Source organism: Caballeronia sp. ATUFL_F1_KS4A, assembly GCF_023630905.1.
Taxonomy (GTDB): domain Bacteria; phylum Pseudomonadota; class Gammaproteobacteria; order Burkholderiales; family Burkholderiaceae; genus Caballeronia; species Caballeronia zhejiangensis.
Genome location: NZ_JALQEB010000011.1, coordinates 164,526 through 182,018 on the forward strand (window position 1 = coordinate 164,526; position 17,493 = coordinate 182,018).

A 17,493-nucleotide genomic window follows, 5' to 3' on the forward strand; every position below is an offset into this window, starting at 1 on the left:
GGTCCTCCCTGAAACGTCACGCGCTCTAGTGTACGCCCGCGAACCGCTCGCTCAGTGGGCGTGGCCGCGCTCGCTGAGCACGCACGCCTGGCATGCCTCGCCGAACTCGACCTGCACGGTCGCGTGATGCATCGAATATTCGCTGCGCAAGGTCGTGACGACGTCCTGCACGAACGCATCGCCGGGATGGCCTTGCGGCATCACGAGATGCACGGTGAGCGCGTTTTCGGTCGTCGAGAGCGCCCAGACGTGCAGGTCGTGGACGTCGCGCACGCCGGGAAGCCCGGTCAGATATCGCTCGATGCGCGACATGTCGACCGAAGGCGGAACGGCGGCCATCGCGAGGCGCATCGCGTCGCGCCCGAGTCCCCAGGTGCCGTAGACGATCACCGACACGACGATCAGGCTCATCAGCGGATCGAGCCAGCTCGCGCCCGTGAACAGGATGATGAGGCCGCTCACCGCGACGGCGGCGGAGATCGCGGCATCGGCGGCCATGTGCAGGAACGCACCGCGCACGTTGAGGTCTTCCTTGCTGCCGTGCATGAAGAGCCACGCGGAAAAGCCGTTCACGACCATGCCGAGCGTCGCGACGATGAACACGTCGAGGCCCGCGACGGGCGCCGGGTCGAAGAGACGCTCGATCGCTTCGAGGACGATGGCGCCGCACGCGAACAGCAGGAGCGCGGCGTTGGCGAGCGACGCCAGAATCGACGAGCTGCCGAGACCGAACGTATAGCGCGCGTTCGGCCGGCGCTTGCCGAGCCACACGGCGCCCCACGCGAGCAGCAGGCCGAGCACATCGGAGAGATTGTGGCCGGCGTCGGCGAGCAGCGCGGTCGAATGCGCGAGAAAGCCGTAGATGGCCTGCACGATCACGATCAGCAGATTCAGGCCGACCGCGAGCGCGAACGTGCGGCCCTGCCCTTCCTGCGGCGCGTGATGATGGTGATGTCCATGTCCGCCGTGCCCGTGCCCGTGCCCGTGCCCGTGCTCGTGCTCGTGCCCGTCGTGATGCTCGTGTTTGTCGTGCTGATGCGTGCTCATCGGCGTGCTCGTTGTTCGGTGAGTGTCATTCGATGTCCGCGGCATCGGCCTGCGGCTCCGCGATGTGCTCTCGCAGCTCGGCGAGCATCGTGCTGATATGGCGATCCGCCGCCACGTAGAAAACCTGCTTGCCCTGGCGTTCGGCCCGCACGATTCGCGCCGCGCGCAAGAGCCGCAGATGATGGCTCACCAGCGACGCGGACAACCCGAGCAACTCCGCGATCGCCCCCACCGCGCGCTTGCGTTCGACGCATGCGAGCACGATGCGCAGGCGCGTCGGGTCGCCGAGCAGACGGAACAGATCGGCGAGCGGCACGACGCGGTCATCCGAAGTGATCGGGACGGCGGCGGAAGAATCGGAAACCGGATCGGAAGCCACGGACATCGTCAACATATGAATAGATGTTCATATGTTAAGTGCCATCGCCGCAACAAGTCAACGTCGCTTTGGCGGGGCGCTGTCCCCGGTGTGGGAAAATGCGAGGTTTGCTTTTCCGGGACAGCAGTTTCCCCGTCATGGACACCGTATTCGCCCGCGGTTTCGCGGCCCATCGCGACGGTCGCCTGACCGACGCGGAGCGCGACTATCAGGCCGCGCTCGCCGCCGAACCCCATCATGTCGACGCCTTGCACTATCTCGGCGTGCTGCGCCATCAACAGGGCCAGCACGCGGAGGCGGCCGAGCTCGTGCGCCGCGCGGTCGACCTGCGCCCGACCGATGCCGGCCTGCAGCTCAATCTCGGCAACGCGCTGAAGGCGCTCGGCCGTCTCGACGACGCGATCGAGCGCTTTCGCAACGCGCTCACGCTCGCGCCGGGCTTTCCGCTCGCGCAGTACAACCTCGGCAACGCCTACACGGCGGCCGGCCGTCACGAAGACGCCGCCGACGCGTTCGAGAAGGCGCTGCGCCTGCAGCCGAACGACGCCGCCGCGTGGAACAACTTCGGCAACTCGCTTTCCGCGCTGCAGCGCTTCAAAGACGCCGCGCAGGCGTTCAGGCGCGCGCTCGCGCTGCGTCCGCGTCATGCCGGCGCGCACAACAATCTCGGCATGGCGTTGAACGCGCTCGGCGATACCCTCGGCGCGATCGCGCACTTTCGCGCCGCGCTCGACGCCGAGCCGAACTACGTCGCCGCGCACTTCAATCTCGGCAATCTCCTCGAAACGCACGGCCATCCGGAAGACGCGCTGCCAGCGCTGCAGAAAGCCGTCGCCTTGCATCCGCATTTCGCGCCGGGCTATTTCGGGCTTGGTCACGCGCTCGCGAAGCTGGGCCGTCACGATGACGCCATCGCGCACTTCGAGCGCGCGGTCGGGCTCGATCCGAAATACGGCGTCGCCTGGCTGTGCCTCGGCAACGCGCGGCTTGCGCTCGGCGCGCATCAGGCGGCGCTGCGCGCATTCGACGAAGCGTTGCGCATCGATCCTTCGATGCCCGCCGCGCATCTGAACCGGGCGCTGGCCCTGCTCGCCATCGGCGATTACGCGCGCGGTCTCGCCGGTTACGAGTGGCGTCTGCAGACGCCCGGCAGCGAGCCGCCGCCGCGCCTGCCACGCTGGAACGGCGAACCGATGCCGGGCCGCACGCTGCTCGTGCGCGCCGAGCAGGGCTTTGGCGACACCTTGCAGTTCGCGCGTTTCGTGCCGTTCGCGGCGAAGCTCGCCGGCAAGCTGGTGCTCGAAGTGCAGCCCGCGCTCGTGCCGCTGCTCGCGCCTGCCGCGCATGCCGCGCGCGTCGAACTGAAGAGCAAGTCAGATGGCGTCCCGGTGCACGCCGACGCGTTCTGTCCGCTGTTAAGCCTGCCGCTCGCGCTCGGCATGACCGCGCTCGACGCGATCCCGGCGCGCGCGCCCTATCTCGTCGTGCCCGCCGAATACCGGCGCAAGTGGCGCGGCTCGATCGGTGGCCAGCACAAGCGCAAGATCGGCATCGCCTGGTCCGGACGGATGCAGCCGGGCGAAACGCGCTCGATCCCTGTCGCCGAGCTCGCGCCGCTGTTCGCGCTCGAAGGCATCGACTGGGTCGTGCTGCAGCCGTTCGTCACGGGCCGCGAGCGTGACTTGCTGGGCGCGCATGCGAACGCGGCATCGATTCATCTGCTGGAAAACCGGCTCGAAAACTTCGCCGATACGGGCGCGATCGTCGATCGGCTCGACGCCGTCGTCTCCGTCGATACGTCCGTCGCGCACCTCGCGGGCGCGCTCGGCAAGCCGCTCTGGGTAATGCTGCCGTTCGCCGCCGACTGGCGCTGGGGCATCGGCAGCGCCGAATGCGCGTGGTATCCGGGCGCGCGGCTCGTGCGTCAGCGCGCGCCGGGGCAATGGCGCGAAGTCATCGACGACACCGCGGCGGCGCTGGCTGCGCTTCCTGCATAAAAAATCCCTGCTTCATCCGCGGGGATTTTTTTCGACTGTTCAGCCGGATCACGCCGTCTTGTACTGATTGCGCGCCTCGGGCGACCGATACAGCACGAGCGTCGCGATCAGGCCGCACACCGCGGCAAGTCCCATCCACAGTCCGGGCGCGGCCTTGTTGCCGGTCGCGTGGATCAGATACGTCGAAATCGCGGGCGTGAAACCGCCGATGGTCGTCGCGAGGCTATAGGCCATCGAGAAGCCGGTCGTGCGTACATCGACGGGCATTACTTCGGTCAGCGCCACCACCATCGCGCCGTTGTAGCTGCCGTACAGGAACGAGAGCCACAGTTCGCACATCAGCAGACGCACGAACGACGGCTCCGCGACGAGCCATTGCACGACCGGATACGACGTCAGAATGGTGAGAATCGTAAAGACGAGCAGCACCGGGCGGCGGCCGATGCGATCCGAGACCGCGCCCATCAGCGGCAGCCAGACGAGATTCGAGATGCCGACGCATACGGTCACGACGAGCGCATCGATCGCGGAGAGCTTCAGCACTTCCTTGCCGAAGGTCGGCGTGTACGCGGTGATCATGTAGAACGACACCGTCGTCATGATGACCATGCCCATGCCGGCCAGCACGACGCCCCAGTTCTGCCCGATCGAGCGCGCGATCTCGCCCATGCTCGGACGATGCTTCCGCGCGAGGAACTCGTCTGTTTCACGCAGCGAGCGCCGCACGATGAAGAGAAACGGCACGATCAGGCAGCCGATCAAAAACGGCACGCGCCAGCCCCACGCGGTCATCTGCTCGGGCGGAAGGAGCCGGTTCATGATGACGCCGATCAGGGCGGCGAACACGACGGCGACCTGCTGGCTGCCCGACTGCCACGAACAATAGAAGCCCTTGTTGCCCCTGGTCGCGATTTCGGACAGATACACGGAGACGCCGCCCAGCTCCACGCCGGCCGAGAATCCTTGCAGCAGCCGCCCGCCTAGTACGATGACCGGCGCGAGCGCACCGATGGTCGCGTAGCCCGGCACGAGCGCGACGCACGCGGTCCCGACGGCCATTAGCCCGAGCGTGAGGATCAGGCCTTTGCGCCGGCCGTGATGATCGATATAGGCGCCGAGCACGATGGCGCCGACCGGCCGCATCAGAAAGCCCGCGCCGAAGACGGACAGCGCGAGCATCAGCGAGGCGAATTCGTTGCCGCTCGGAAAATAGGTTTTGGCGATCGCCGAGGCGTAATAGCCGTAGACCATGAAGTCATACATTTCAAGGAAGTTTCCGCTGACGACGCGAAACACCGTCTTGAACTTCGACTCGTTGGCGGGTGCTACGTGGGCTGTGGACATGAATTTCTCGAAAGAGCTGTGGGCGCACTCAGTTTTGGTTTCGGCGTGGCCGCAAGACCGTAGACGGTCGCCGTGCTCGGCCGGCCGCCACGACGGGACGACTTGTGCCATCTTTTGTAAGTGCAACGTCGACAATCTTAACGCCGCGCCGCTCGCGACTGTACACAACTTCGTGCAATATCGCCGAAATAAAGCTTAAAATACGATTACGTATGCCTAACTTTTAACTGACAGCACCTCAAAAGATGAACGCGAATATCAGGCTACGCACGGCGACCGCCGAAGACACCGCCCTCATCGCCTCGATGCACGCGTCGAGTTGGGCGTCGGCGTATCGGGGCATCCTGCCGGACGAGTATCTCGATCGCGATCTGAGCGCGGAGCGCGCCGAACACTGGATCGCGCGCATGAAGGATGTCGCGGCCGGCGCGGCGACCGTGTTCATCGCGGAGCACGAGGGCGAGCCGGTCGGCTTCATCTGTCTCGTCGAGCCGGATGCGGCGGGCAGCGTGCTCGTCGACAATCTGCACGCGCTGCCGGGACATCGCGGCCTCGGCACCGGCACCGCGATGCTCGAGGAAGCGGCGCGCTGGGCACGCGCGCGCGGGGCGCGGGAACTGTATCTTTCCGTGCTCGAACAGAACGCCGCGGCGATCGGCTTTTACGAATCGCGCGGCTGGCAACTCGCGGCGCGCGAAGCGGATCACATGGCGGGCGTCGCGCTTTTCTCTCTTCGATACGTGTATCCGCTCGACTGAGCACACGAGGATCGGCTCGGTCAATAAGCATTCCTGTCAAAAATCGACAATAGGAATCTTCTGGTCGTCGGGGACGTGACCGTTTCGTATGATCGCGGGTCGAAATTTCGGCGATTCTCGCGTCGAACCCGCGGTGCTGTCTCCATACACCACGATGGTCCGGGTGAGTTGTCGCGTTGCCCACGCCCGGGCGCATGCATGTGGAATCTTCATGTCCGAACCCTTGATCGTAGTGGAAGGCAATCTGCGTCTGCCGGCGCTGCGCGTGCTGAAGGATCCGTCCTTGAAATTCGGTTGCGAGTGGACGCCCGCGTGCGCGCGACCTGTCCAGTCGGCATCTGAAGTCGCGCTGTTCGCCGCGCGCTTCGCCACGGCTTATGTGCCGGCGCTGAGCCTGTCCGACACCAGTTCGCCCTATCGCGCCACGAGCCTGTGGGGCGTCTTCGGCAAAGAGGACATTCCCCGCGCGATGCTGCGCCTCATGCAAGGCTCGAATGCCCCCAGCAACGCCAGCGACTCGCGCACCGATCCCATCCAACTGGCGGTCAACGCTCCGAAGACCGCGCGGACCTATCGCCTGAGCGCGCCGGTCGCGACTGCGATCGCGGCGGCTTGCGGCGTGTTCATCGTATGGCTCGTGCTCGGATATCCGTCGGACTCGAAGCGCGACGCCGCACCGGCCGCGCAGAGCGAGACGCGCACGCAGCAAGCCGAGCCCGCATCGGCTCCGGCGCCGGTCGCGGCGACCGCCGTATCGACAGCCGATCAACCCGCGACGGACGCGCAGCCTTCGGTCGCGGAGCCTCCCGCCTCGCTCCCGGCCGCAACCGCCAATGACTCCGTCGCGCCAGGAATCGTGACTGCTGACAATCCGAAGTCACCTGCGGCATCGACGGCAGGACCGGAAAAGAACGGCGGTCGTGTGCGAGCCGTACTGACGCCGCGAGGGAAGCCGGCCTTTTACCGCATCCCTGCGTCGGACGCGCGCGTCGTGAAGCAGGAATCGGCGCGACCGGCGCGGGCGACGCGGGTCGAAAAAATCGCGAGCCGGTCCGCCAAGCACGGACCCGCGCGGCGCACGCGCTCGACGCCGGCCGCAACAATCGCGAGCCAGTCGAAGGCGTCGGAATCGACGAATCCGGCCACGCTCTACGCGATGCTTCAGCACTCACCGACACTCGACAGCAACGCGGCCTCGTCCGGTCGCGCATCCGCGAACAGCGCGCGCTGAAGCGCGCAATACGCATCAGAACGATCAACCATTCCCGGCCACGACGCCAACATGAAGCAACTACGTCATCATCTCCGTTACGCGACGCTCGCCCTCGCCTTGTCCCTGTGTGGTTTCCTTGCGCCTTTCGGCAGCACGTTCGCGGCGCCCGCAACGGCGGCGAAATCCGCTGCAAGCGAGCCCGCGCAACCCGCGCCCGTAGACCTCTCCGACTTGACCGCCAACTCGAACGCGCCGCGCGTCGAGGGGAACATCGCCGAGTTGCAGAGTCTCGTGCAGGCGGGAAGCCTCACCGAGTTGCGCGCCACGCGCAACGGCAGTTACGGGGCGCGGCTCTACTTCCTCGCGCAGGAAATGCTGTATTACGTCGCGCTGTCGCAGGACGCGCGCTTGTGGCGCGTCGTGAAGACACAGGACGCGGCCCGCGCGGAAACGATCTACGCGCAGTTCTCACGCAAGAGCTTCGAGCTTGCCGATGGCGAAATCCGCCGCGCGCAATTGCAGGCGCAGAAAGCGCTGCTCGATCGCGTGATAGCGAAATCGGCGGATCGCGCCAACCGTCTCACCGCCGATCTCGAACTCGCGCAGCAGCAGGATTCGCAGGTGTCGCAACGTCAGCAGCAATTGCAGGCCGAATCGGCCGTGCTGCAGACGGACAAGCTCGAAGCCGAACGCAAGCTGCGCACGCTGCAGTTGCAGGTCGAGCAGCTTCAAAAGCAGACGGAAGCCGGACTCGCGCCGGTGAGCGCGTCGCCGTCGCGTTGATCTGCGCGATACGCATCTGAAAACGAAGAAGGCCCGCTCGATCCGAGCGGGCCTTCCTGCTTGGCGACGTCGAAAACGCGTCTCGCGTCAGAAGCGTGTTTCGCGCGCGACGCGCAGAAACGTATCGAGCAGCGGCGTGCAATCGAGCAGTTCCGCGCCGCCCGCGCGATGAAACTCCGGATGCCACTGCACGCCGACGACAAACGGCGCCTTCCGGTAGCGCACCGCCTCGATGATCCCATCGGAGGCCGACACCGCCTCGATGTTCAGATCGCGCCCGATCGTCTTCACCGCCTGATGGTGGATCGAGTTGACGATCGCCTCGCGCTGGTTGGGGAACATGTTGACGAGCGTGGAGCCTTCGGGGAAGCGGATCGAATGCCTATGCTGGTCGTACTGCTCGTTGACGTGGATGCCGGCCGTGGGCACATCGGTGGCGATGTCGCCGTAAAGCGTGCCGCCGAACGCCACGTTGATGAGCTGACAGCCGCGGCACACGCCGAGCACCGGCTTGCCCGACTCGACGAACTCATGCAGCAACTCCAGTTCGTACATATCGCGCACGCGGTCGCCCGGCCATTCGGGACGCGTCGTCGCTTCTTCGTACGACTGCGGCGAGACGTCCGCGCCGCCTTGCAGCAGCAGGCCGTCGAGATGCTTCGCGTAGTCGCGCAGACGGATATTGCTCGTGTGCAGCATGCCCTGATTGCCGACCGTCGGAATCATGAACACGAGCACGTCGCGCGACATCACCCAATGCGCGATGGATTCCTCGAGATATTGCAGCGTCTTGCCGCGCAACCCTTTCGCGCCCGGCTCCGGATGAAAGATCCGCGCCGACACGCCGATGCGCAACGTGCGCTGAGTCATGCGCTGTCCCGCGCGATCGAAAATCTGCCGCGCGCGCGCCGCGATCACGCGGCCAAAGACGGACCACGCCGAATCGGATTGCTTGAGATACGCGGGTTGAGGCTGCGCGGACGTCTGCTCGGTGGCGGGCAGCGGCGGCGGATTGAGCTTGCCGAAGTCCGGCGCCTCGGTGAATTCGGGCGGCAGAACGGTGGCGCGGCCAGTCGGGGAATCGGATGACGCGGATTGCGCGTTCGCGGTGCTGGCGGCTTCCGCATCGGTCGCGGCCTCGAAGTTTTCGGCGAGGCTCGCACGCGGTTTCGCCGATGCGCGCTGCTTCTCGCGCACCGCGGCTTCCTGCGCGGCGGTCGCGCTAGCCGCCGATGCGCGCGCCTCGCGAGCGTCCTGCAGCGCGTCGTCGCGGCGGGCTTGCGCCGTGTCGGCCGGCTCGACGTTCGACGCGCTCGAAGGCGCATCCGTCGATGCCCGTTCGGTCGCGCTCGCCTGCGGACCGGGCGCCGAGGCCGCGGCGGCGGCTTCGGGCGAGGCCGTCGGGTTCGCGCTGCGCGGGGCGGCTTGTGAATCGGCGCCGCTGCGGCGGGCATCGGTGCTGCTTGCGTCGTTGGACGTTTTGTTATCGCTCATTCCTGATTCAGGCGCTCGAACGCCATAAGGAGAGTGGACAAACCCCGATTATCCGCCTGAGACCTGCACGGGGCAAACCAGCACACATTTGGTCACATTGGCTCACATTATCGCGGGAACCCGGTGCGGGCCGCTGTCGGGGCTATCCCGTGACGAAAACCCTCAATGGTCGCGCGGCTCCTCGAAGGTCTCGCGCAAGGCGATCTGCATCGTCGCGTGGATTTTCACGCACCAGCGCCACAACACCGTCAGCAACAGCGCGACGCACACGAGCACGCCGACCATCAACCCGAACGGCGGCAGGATCCCGCCCGACAGTGCCGCGACGAGCAGGAAGACGCCGAACATCGCGACGATCGGAATGAGCCCGGAAATCGCCGAACGGATCGCGCTCGTGAAGCGCCCCGCTTTCGCGGGCTGCACGCTCACTTCGGCGAGCAGCAGCGCGAGCGATTCGAGCTTGCGATACACCGCGACGAGAAACGGCAGCGCGATCACCAACGCGGCGCCCCACAGCACGACGCGCTGCGCGTTATCGGTGTCGAGCCAGCGCGCGAGATAGCCCGACGCGAACGGCGCCGCATACGACGCGCCGAGAAAAATCGCCGCGACGAGCGCGAGATTCACCGCGATCTGCATGACGATGCGCCGCGTCATCGAGAAAAGCGTCGGGCCGCCGGACGCGGGCGTCAGGCTCGCGAGCCACTGCGAATACAGGCCGAAGGTATGCGCGAGCGGCGCGGGCATCGCGCGGGAAAGGCGCATCGTGAGCGGATCGGCGGCGCGGATCAGATACGGCGTGAAGAGCGTCGTGAGCGCGGACACGGCCACCGCGATCGGATAGAGAAAGCTGCTCGTGACCTTCAGCGACAGGCCGAGCGACGCGATGATGAACGAGAACTCGCCGATCTGCGAGACGCTCATGCCGACGCGCATCGACGTGCGGCCGTCCTTGCCGGCGAGAAACGCGCCGAGCCCGCACGACACGATCTTGCCGAGCACGACGGCAATCGTGATGACGGCGATCGGCCACGCGTAGTCGACGAGCACCGTCGGGTTCAGCAGCAAACCGATGGTGACGAAGAAGATCGCCGAGAACATGTCGCGCACCGGCGCGATCAGATGCTCGATGCGCGCGAGATGCCGCGACTCCGCCATGATCGCGCCGATGAGAAACGCGCCGAGCGCGATCGAATAATCGAGCTTCACGACGAGCAGGCAGAAGCCGAAGCAGAAGCCGAGCACGGTGACGAGCAGCATCTCGTCGCTCTTCGCCTTCGCGACGTAGTTGAGCGCGCGCGGCACCGTGAGAATGCCGACGACCAGCGACACCGTCATGAAAAGCAGCAGCTTGCCGAGCGTGACGACCGCGACGCCAGCGCTTACGGACCCCGTCTGCGCGATGCCGGAGAGCAGCACGAGCATCGCGATCGCGAGTATGTCTTCGACGATCAGAATGCCGAACACGATCTGCGCGAAGTGCTCGCCCTTCATGCCGAGTTCGGAAAGCGCCTTCACGATGATGGTTGTCGACGAGATCGCGAGCATCGCGCCGAGAAAGAGCGAGTCCATCGAGCTCCAGCCGAACCATCGCCCGATCTCGTAGCCGACCCAGATCATCAGCACGATTTCCGAAAGCGCGGCGACGAAGGCGGTCGCGCCGACCTTGAAGAGCTTGCGCAAGCTGAATTCGAGCCCGAGCGAAAACATCAGGAAGACGACGCCGAGTTCGCCGAGCGTCTGGATGGTCGCTTCGTCGTGGATCAGATTGAACGGCGGCGTGTACGGCCCGATGATCACGCCCGCCGCGATATAACCCAGCACGACCGGCTGCCGCAGACGGTGAAAGAGCACCGTCACCACGCCCGCGATGGCCATGATCACTGCGAGATCCTGAATGAAGCCGATCGCGTGATGCATCAACTATTTCCTTACAAAATGATAATGGGATAGCCGATGTTACCGCACGGACGCGGATTCCTGCCCTCCGGCAAGCGATCTTTTGGACGCGCATCGCGCTGGTGCAAGCGCAAAGAAAAGGCCCGCGCAAATGGCGGGCCTCGATGAAAACGAAAGAACAACGGCGCTCAGACTGCCGCTTCGTTTTCCTCGCCGGTGCGAATGCGGATCACGCGCTCGACATCGGCGACGAAGATCTTGCCGTCGCCGATCTTGCCCGTGCGCGCGGCGCCGATGATCGCGTCGATGACCTGATCGGTTTGATCGTTCGCGACGACGACTTCGATCTTCACCTTCGGCAGGAAGTCGACGACATACTCTGCACCACGATAAAGCTCGGTATGCCCCTTCTGACGGCCGAAGCCCTTCACTTCCGTGACCGTGAGACCGGTCAGGCCCACTTCGGCCAGCGCTTCGCGAACTTCGTCGAGCTTGAACGGTTTGATGATGGCGGTGATGCGTTTCATGGCGTGCCTCGCGTAAAGATCGATTCAATGGGTTCGAAAAAAGGTCGTGTCCCGCGCGGGACAGATGTTTTCGATTCTAGCCGCGTTTCATCGAGCAGGCGGTCCGTATATTCGCGAGGACGTCGGATATCACTCCTTCGTCGGCACGCGTTCGAGGTCCGCGAGCCACACCGTCGCCTGGCCGTCGCTCGGCGCGCGCCAGTCGCCGCGCGGCGAAAGCGAGCCGCCCGAGCCGACCTTCGGCGCGTTCGGCACGCATGAGCGCTTGAACTGACTCGTGCGGAAGAACCGATCCAGGAAGATGCGCAGATTTTTGCGGATCGCGCCGATGTCGTATTGATTCCGCGTAACGGTCGGGCCTTCCGGCCACGCGCCCGCATCGCGATCGCGCCATGCATGCAACGCGAGAAACGCGACCTTCGTTGGTGCAAAGCCGAAGCGCAACGTGTAGTACAGATTGAAGTCCTGCAATTCGTACGGGCCGATGACGCTCTCCGTCTTCTGCTCCACCACGCCGCTCGTCTTGCCGGGGATGAGTTCCGGGCTGATATCGGTGGAGAGGATGTTTTCGAGCACATCGGTTCCGCTTCCGCCGATCTGTCCCGACTCGGCAACCCAGCGCACCAGATGCGTGATCAGCGTCTTCGGGACGCTCGCGTTCACGTTGTAGTGGGACATGTGATCGCCCACTCCGTAGGTGCACCAACCAAGTGCGAGCTCGCTCAGATCGCCCGTGCCGATGACGATCGCATGGTTGAAGTTCGCAAGCCGGAACAGATGGCTCGTGCGTTCGCCCGCCTGCACGTTCTCGTACGTGATGTCGTATTGTTCGGCGCCCGTGCTGTGCGGATGGCCGATGTCGGCGAGCATCTGCACGCAGCTCGGGCGAATGTCGATCTCGCTCGCCGTGCAGCCGACGACTTCCATCAGCTCGCGCGCCTGCTTGAGCGTGCGGTCGCTGGTGGCGAAGCCGGGCATCGTATAGGCGAGGATGTTCGAGCGCGGCAGACCCAGGCGGTCCATCGCTTTCGCGCACACGAGCAGTGCATGCGTCGAGTCCAGCCCGCCCGATATGCCGATGACCACCTTCGACATCCCCGACGATTGCAGCCGTTGCAGCAACGCCTGCACCTGAATGTTGTAGACCTCGTTGCATCGTTCGTCGCGGCGCGCGGCATCGGCGGGCACGTACGGAAAGCGCGCGACCCGGCGTTCGAGCGGCAGCTTTTCATCGTCGGGAATCGATAGCGGAAATGCGATCACGTCGAATTGCGCGACTTCGCCGGCGTGGCGATGCGTCGAGCGGCCGAACGTGGTTTGCCGCATGCGTTCGCGCGAGAGGCGTTCGAGATCGATATCGGCGTAAATGAGGTGCGACTTGTCCGAGAAGCGCTCGGACTCCGCCAGCAGCTCGCCGTTTTCGTAGATGAGGCCTTGCCCGTCCCAGGCGAGATCGGTGGACGATTCGCCATTGCCCGCCGATGTGTACAGATACGCCGCGACGCAACGCGCAGACTGCTGCCCGACGAGCTGATGCCGATAAGCCGACTTGCCCACGACGATATTCGACGCCGACAGATTCACGAGCACGGTCGCGCCCGCGAGCGCCGCGAACGACGACGGCGGAATCGGCACCCAAACGTCCTCGCAAATCTCGACGTGAAACCGGAAGAGCGGAAGATCCTCGATCTGAAACAGCAGCGACGCGCCGAACGGCACGTCCTGACCGCATAGCGTGACCGTGTTTTCGGCGGCGGCATCGGCGGGACTGAACTGGCGCGCCTCGTAGAACTCGCCGTAGTTCGGAAGATAGCTCTTCGGCACGACGCCGCGAATGAAGCCGCCAGCGATGACGATCGCGCAGTTGAAGAGCTTGTGCTCGGCGCGCACCGGCGCGCCGACGATCATCGCGATATCGAGTTGCTTCGATGCGTCGAGAATGCTTTGCAGCGCGTCTTCGCACGCGTCGAGCAAGGCGCGCTGATGGAAGAGATCGTCGCACGTATACGCGGACACCCCGAGCTCGGGAAACGCGACGAGCACCGCGCCGTGCGCGGCGGCTTCTTTCGCGAGTTCGATCGTCTGCGCCGCGTTGAACGCGGGATCGGCGACCTTGCAGGACGGAACGCCGACCGCGACGCGCGCGAAATCGTGGCTGTACAGGTTGAAGAAATTTCTGCTCATGGCTGACATGGATGTGCGCGAGTTGCAGCGAAGGGGGTCGAATCGATTATCGCATCTCAGGTTTTCTTCCTGAACGGCGTGTGCGCTTCGAGTTCCTCGATGTGCTGATCCATCGCCTGCGTTTCGGCATCGAGAAATTCGGCGATCGCGTGCGCGAAACGCCGATCCGCGATCCAGTGCGCGGACCATGTCGGCGTCGGCAACAGTCCGCGCGACATCTTGTGCACACCCTGCGCGCCGCCCTCGAAACGCGCGAGCCTATGTTCGATGCAATACGCGATGCCCTGCATGTAGCACGTCTCGAAGTGCAGCCCGGAGACGAACTCCCGCGTGCCCCAATAGCGGCCGTACATCGTGTTGCCGCCGATCATGTTGAGCGCGCACGCGAGGCGCTCGCCGTCCACTTCGGCGATGACGAGCAGCATGCTGTCGGGCGCATCGGCGTGAATGCGGCCGAAGAACTCGCGCGTCAGATACGGCGCGTTCCAGTGCTCGCGATACGTGTTGTCGTAACAGTCGTAGAAGAAGTCGAGCGCGGCATCGTCGATTTCGCCACCGCGCAGCCACTTGTACGTGACGCCCGCATCCGCCACGCGCCGGCGATCCTGCTTCACTTTCTTGCGCTTGTCGTGGCTCATCGTCGCGAGGAAGGCGTCGAAGCTCGCGTAGCCATCGCCGGGCAGATTCTCCCAGTGGAACTGCACGCCTTCGCGCAGCATGTAGCCCGCGTCGGTGAGCGCCTCGACATCCTGCGCGTGCGGAAACAGCACGTGCAGCGACGACAGTTCGAGTCGCCGCGTCAATTCGATCGCGCCGCGCGCGAGCAGCACGCGATCCTCGTGATGCGCGGCGATGAGGCGCGGGCCCGTGACCGGCGAAAACGGCACCGCCGACAGCGCCTTCGGGTAGTAGCGCAGACCGTGGCGCTCGAAGGCATCGGCCCAGGCGTGATCGAACACGTATTCGCCGCGCGAATGCGACTTGATGTAGAGCGGCATCGCGCCGGCAAATTCGCCGCCACGCTTCAGTATCAGATGATGCGCGCGCCAGCCGGTGCGCTTGACGGCGCACTCCGTCTCCTGTAACGCCGAGAGAAACGCGTGACGCACGAACGGGTTTTCGCCGGCGAGCCGGTTCCAGTCGTCGGCGGCGATGTCGGCGAGCGCATCGACCACATGAATTTCGACCTCGCGATTCAACAGGCTACCTCGCTGTGATTGACCGACGAGCACGCCCCGAACCATCGCAGAGCGCGCCCGAAAGCGGCTATTCTCGCGCAAGTCGCAGCGGCGCGCCGATGCGGACAAAACGCCCCGGCGCGGTGCTTTCGGCGATAATGCGCGGCAAATCTTTCATCGTTCTCCCATGCCCTGGTTTCTGTACCTGATCGAATGCGCCGACGGCAGCCTCTACACGGGCATCGCGACGGACGTCGAGGCGCGCTTCACCGCGCACGCGAGCGGCAAGGGCGCGCGCTACACGCGGGCGCGAAAGCCGGTGCGCGTGCTGGCGTCGTTCGAACTGGCGGGGAAATCGGAGGCGCTGCGCGCGGAATATCGCGTCAAGCAACTGACCGCGCAGCAGAAGCGCGCGTTGATTGCGGGGGAAAGGACGCTGGAGTCGTTGTTGCCTCAGGCCGAAGCAAGCGAAGAAGAATAAAAAACGCCGCCGCGTGGGTGACACGCGGCGGCGTTTTGTCGGAGAACGCGTTTACTTCTTGTAGTTTGCGACGCCTTCCGAGATTTCCTTGTGCGCGGCGTCGATGCCGGCCCAGCCTTCGACCTTCACCCACTTGCCCTTTTCGAGCGCCTTGTAGTTCTCGAAGAAGTGCTTGATCTGGTCTTTCAGATACTCGGGCACGTCGTCGATCGACTTGATGTTCGCCGTCATCGGGCAGACCTTGTCGTGCGCCACCGCGACGAGCTTCGCGTCCACGCCCGATTCATCGGTCATCTGCAGCATGCCGACCGCGCGCGCACGCACGACCGAGCCCGCCAGCAGCGGATACGGCGTGATGACGAGCACGTCGACCGGGTCGCCGTCGCCGGAGAGCGTCTGCGGAATGAAGCCGTAGTTCGCCGGATAGCGCATGCCGGTGCCGACGAAACGGTCGACGACGAGCAGGCCCATGTCCTTGTCCGCTTCGTATTTGACCGGATCGCTCTGCGCGGGAATTTCGATGATGACGTTGAAATCGTGCGGGAGATCTTTGCCGGGAGGTACGTTGTTGAAGCTCATGAGCGCTCTCTGGAGAAGTTGAGATCGGAGATGGAATCGCACGGGCGGACGGTGTCTTGCGGCCCGTCGCGCTTGTCTGCGCGTGATTTCGCCATTATAGCCAATCGACCCCGCACGCCCGACGCGCGTTCCCGGTTGGCGCGATAATCGGTTTCCGGCTCCAGAACATCCGATTTCAGGAGACATGCATGGAAGACGCGAAGCATTTCATCGATAACCGCTGGATCGCGGCATCGGGCAACGAGACGATTCCGGTCGTCGATCCGTCCGATGGCCAGGTCTTCGCGCAGATCGCGCGGGGCACCGCGGCGGACATCGACCGCGCGGTCGCCGCCGCCCGCGCGGCCTTCGACGGCGGCTGGGGCGCGACGAGCGCGGCGGAACGCGGGCGCATCCTCGCGCGCCTGTCGATGCTGATCGGCGCGTGCCACGAGGAGATCGCGCAGGTCGAGGCGCGCGACACCGGCAAGCCACTGAAGCAGGCACGCGCCGACGCCACCGGCATCGCGCGCTATTTCGAGTTTTACGCGGGCGCCGCCGACAAGCTCCACGGCGAAACCCTGCCCTATCAGCACGGCTACACCGTGCTCACGATCCGCGAGCCGCACGGCGTGACCGGGCATATCGTGCCGTGGAACTATCCGCTGCAGATTTTCGGGCGCAGCGTCGGCGCGGCGCTCGCCACGGGCAACGCGTGCGTCGTGAAGCCGGCGGAGGACGCGTGCCTGTCGCTGTTGCGCATCGCGGAACTGGCGGCGGAAGCCGGCCTGCCGGATGGCGCGCTCAATATCGTCACCGGATACGGTCACGAAGCGGGCGCGGCGCTCGCGCGGCATCCGGGCATCGATCACATCTCGTTCACCGGCTCGCCCGCGACGGGCGCGGCCGTCACCAAGATGGCCGCCGACAATCACGTCCCCGTCACGCTGGAACTCGGCGGCAAGTCGCCGCAAATCGTATTCGCCGATGCCGATTTCGACGCCGCTCTCCCCGTGCTCGTCGCCGCGATCGTGCAGAACGCCGGACAGACGTGCTCGGCGGGCAGCCGCGTGCTGATCGAGCGCGCGGCGTACGAACCCTTGCTGGATCGTCTCTCGGAGGCGTTCGCGGCGCTGAAGGTCGGTCCGAGCAAGCTCGATCTCGACTGCGGCCCGCTCATCAGCGCGAAGCAGCAGCAGCGCGTGTGGGATTTTCTGTCCGATGCGCAGCACGACGGCATTCCGATGGCCGCGCACGGCGAAGTCGTCGGCGATGCGCCCGAAGCGGGCTTCTATCAGGCGCCGACGCTGTTGCGCGACGTCCCGCCGACGCATCGTCTCGCGCGCGAGGAAGTGTTCGGCCCGGTGCTCGCCGCGATGCCCTTCGACGACGAAGCCGACGCGCTGCGACTCGCCAACGGCACCGACTACGGGCTCGTCGCCGGCATCTGGACCCGCGACGGCGCGCGTCAGATGCGGCTCGCGCGCCGCGTGCGTTCCGGACAGGTGTTCATCAACAACTACGGCGCGGGCGGCGGCATCGAATTGCCGTTCGGCGGCGTCAAGCATTCGGGACACGGACGCGAGAAAGGCTTCGAGGCGCTGTACGGCTTCACGACGCTCAAGACCATCGCCATCAAACACGGATAAGG

At 65.2% G+C, this 17,493-nt stretch carries 15 protein-coding genes; 6 read left to right on the top strand and 9 right to left on the bottom strand.

Features of this window, described 5'->3' with window-relative positions:
• Positions 1-51: 51 nt before the first annotated feature.
• Positions 52-1,047 (bottom strand): cation diffusion facilitator family transporter, encoded by a 996-nt coding sequence (locus tag NCS03_RS10675; protein ID WP_250529141.1) that lies wholly within the window; start codon positions 1,045-1,047, stop codon positions 52-54.
• A 25-nt stretch (positions 1,048-1,072) separates the two neighbouring features.
• A complete protein-coding gene (locus tag NCS03_RS10680; protein ID WP_085955275.1) occupies positions 1,073-1,432 on the bottom strand; it encodes an ArsR/SmtB family transcription factor in 360 nt (119 codons plus the stop codon).
• A gap of 131 nt (positions 1,433-1,563) precedes the next feature.
• Between NCS03_RS10680 and NCS03_RS10685 the strand changes: the two genes are divergently transcribed.
• Entirely contained in the window at positions 1,564-3,423 is a 1,860-nt protein-coding gene (locus NCS03_RS10685) for a tetratricopeptide repeat protein (protein WP_250529142.1), read from the top strand.
• Between the two features lie 48 nt (positions 3,424-3,471).
• Here NCS03_RS10685 and NCS03_RS10690 read toward each other — a convergent pair whose 3' ends face one another.
• Positions 3,472-4,767 carry an MFS transporter gene (locus NCS03_RS10690; RefSeq protein WP_250529143.1) on the bottom strand — a complete coding sequence of 432 codons (1,296 nt, stop codon included), beginning with the start codon at positions 4,765-4,767 and terminating at the stop codon, positions 3,472-3,474.
• 245 nt (positions 4,768-5,012) lie between these two features.
• On the opposite strand from NCS03_RS10690, the gene NCS03_RS10695 reads away from it, so the two are divergent.
• From NCS03_RS10695 to NCS03_RS10705, 3 genes are all read left to right on the top strand, one after another.
• Positions 5,013-5,525 carry a GNAT family N-acetyltransferase gene (locus NCS03_RS10695; RefSeq protein WP_250435007.1) on the top strand — a complete coding sequence of 171 codons (513 nt, stop codon included), beginning with the start codon at positions 5,013-5,015 and terminating at the stop codon, positions 5,523-5,525.
• A 211-nt stretch (positions 5,526-5,736) separates the two neighbouring features.
• The gene (locus tag NCS03_RS10700; protein ID WP_250457498.1) at positions 5,737-6,756 is read left to right on the top strand and encodes a hypothetical protein; all 1,020 of its coding nucleotides are present in this window, start codon (positions 5,737-5,739) and stop codon (positions 6,754-6,756) included.
• A 51-nt stretch (positions 6,757-6,807) separates the two neighbouring features.
• Entirely contained in the window at positions 6,808-7,521 is a 714-nt protein-coding gene (locus NCS03_RS10705; protein WP_034472732.1) for a DUF2968 domain-containing protein, read from the top strand.
• Positions 7,522-7,608: 87 nt separating this feature from the next.
• Here NCS03_RS10705 and NCS03_RS10710 read toward each other — a convergent pair whose 3' ends face one another.
• The 5 genes from NCS03_RS10710 to NCS03_RS10730 all read right to left on the bottom strand — a co-directional run bounded on the left by NCS03_RS10710 (position 7,609) and on the right by NCS03_RS10730 (position 14,824).
• Entirely contained in the window at positions 7,609-9,015 is a 1,407-nt protein-coding gene (locus NCS03_RS10710) for a gamma-glutamyl-gamma-aminobutyrate hydrolase family protein (protein ID WP_008342450.1), read from the bottom strand.
• A 162-nt stretch (positions 9,016-9,177) separates the two neighbouring features.
• Complete coding sequence (locus NCS03_RS10715) at positions 9,178-10,935, bottom strand: cation:proton antiporter (RefSeq protein ID WP_034472734.1); 1,758 nt, start codon at positions 10,933-10,935, stop codon at positions 9,178-9,180.
• Positions 10,936-11,102: 167 nt separating this feature from the next.
• Positions 11,103-11,441 (bottom strand): P-II family nitrogen regulator, encoded by a 339-nt coding sequence (glnK, locus tag NCS03_RS10720; protein ID WP_008342452.1) that lies wholly within the window; start codon positions 11,439-11,441, stop codon positions 11,103-11,105.
• Between the two features lie 129 nt (positions 11,442-11,570).
• On the bottom strand, positions 11,571-13,625 hold the full coding sequence (locus NCS03_RS10725; RefSeq protein ID WP_250529144.1) for an NAD(+) synthase: 2,055 nt from the start codon (positions 13,623-13,625) through the stop codon (positions 11,571-11,573).
• Positions 13,626-13,681: 56 nt separating this feature from the next.
• Positions 13,682-14,824 (bottom strand): GNAT family N-acetyltransferase, encoded by a 1,143-nt coding sequence (locus NCS03_RS10730; RefSeq protein WP_250529145.1) that lies wholly within the window; start codon positions 14,822-14,824, stop codon positions 13,682-13,684.
• 166 nt (positions 14,825-14,990) lie between these two features.
• On the opposite strand from NCS03_RS10730, the gene NCS03_RS10735 reads away from it, so the two are divergent.
• Positions 14,991-15,284, top strand: a complete 294-nt coding sequence (locus tag NCS03_RS10735; RefSeq protein WP_250529146.1) for a GIY-YIG nuclease family protein — start codon at positions 14,991-14,993, stop codon at positions 15,282-15,284.
• A gap of 51 nt (positions 15,285-15,335) precedes the next feature.
• On the opposite strand, the gene ppa is transcribed toward NCS03_RS10735, so the two are convergent.
• Positions 15,336-15,863, bottom strand: coding sequence for an inorganic diphosphatase (gene ppa, locus NCS03_RS10740; protein WP_008342456.1), 528 nt, complete (start codon positions 15,861-15,863; stop codon positions 15,336-15,338).
• Between the two features lie 188 nt (positions 15,864-16,051).
• On the opposite strand from ppa, the gene NCS03_RS10745 reads away from it, so the two are divergent.
• A complete protein-coding gene (locus NCS03_RS10745) occupies positions 16,052-17,491 on the top strand; it encodes an aldehyde dehydrogenase family protein (RefSeq protein ID WP_008342457.1) in 1,440 nt (479 codons plus the stop codon).
• The last annotated feature ends 2 nt before the right edge of the window (positions 17,492-17,493 follow it).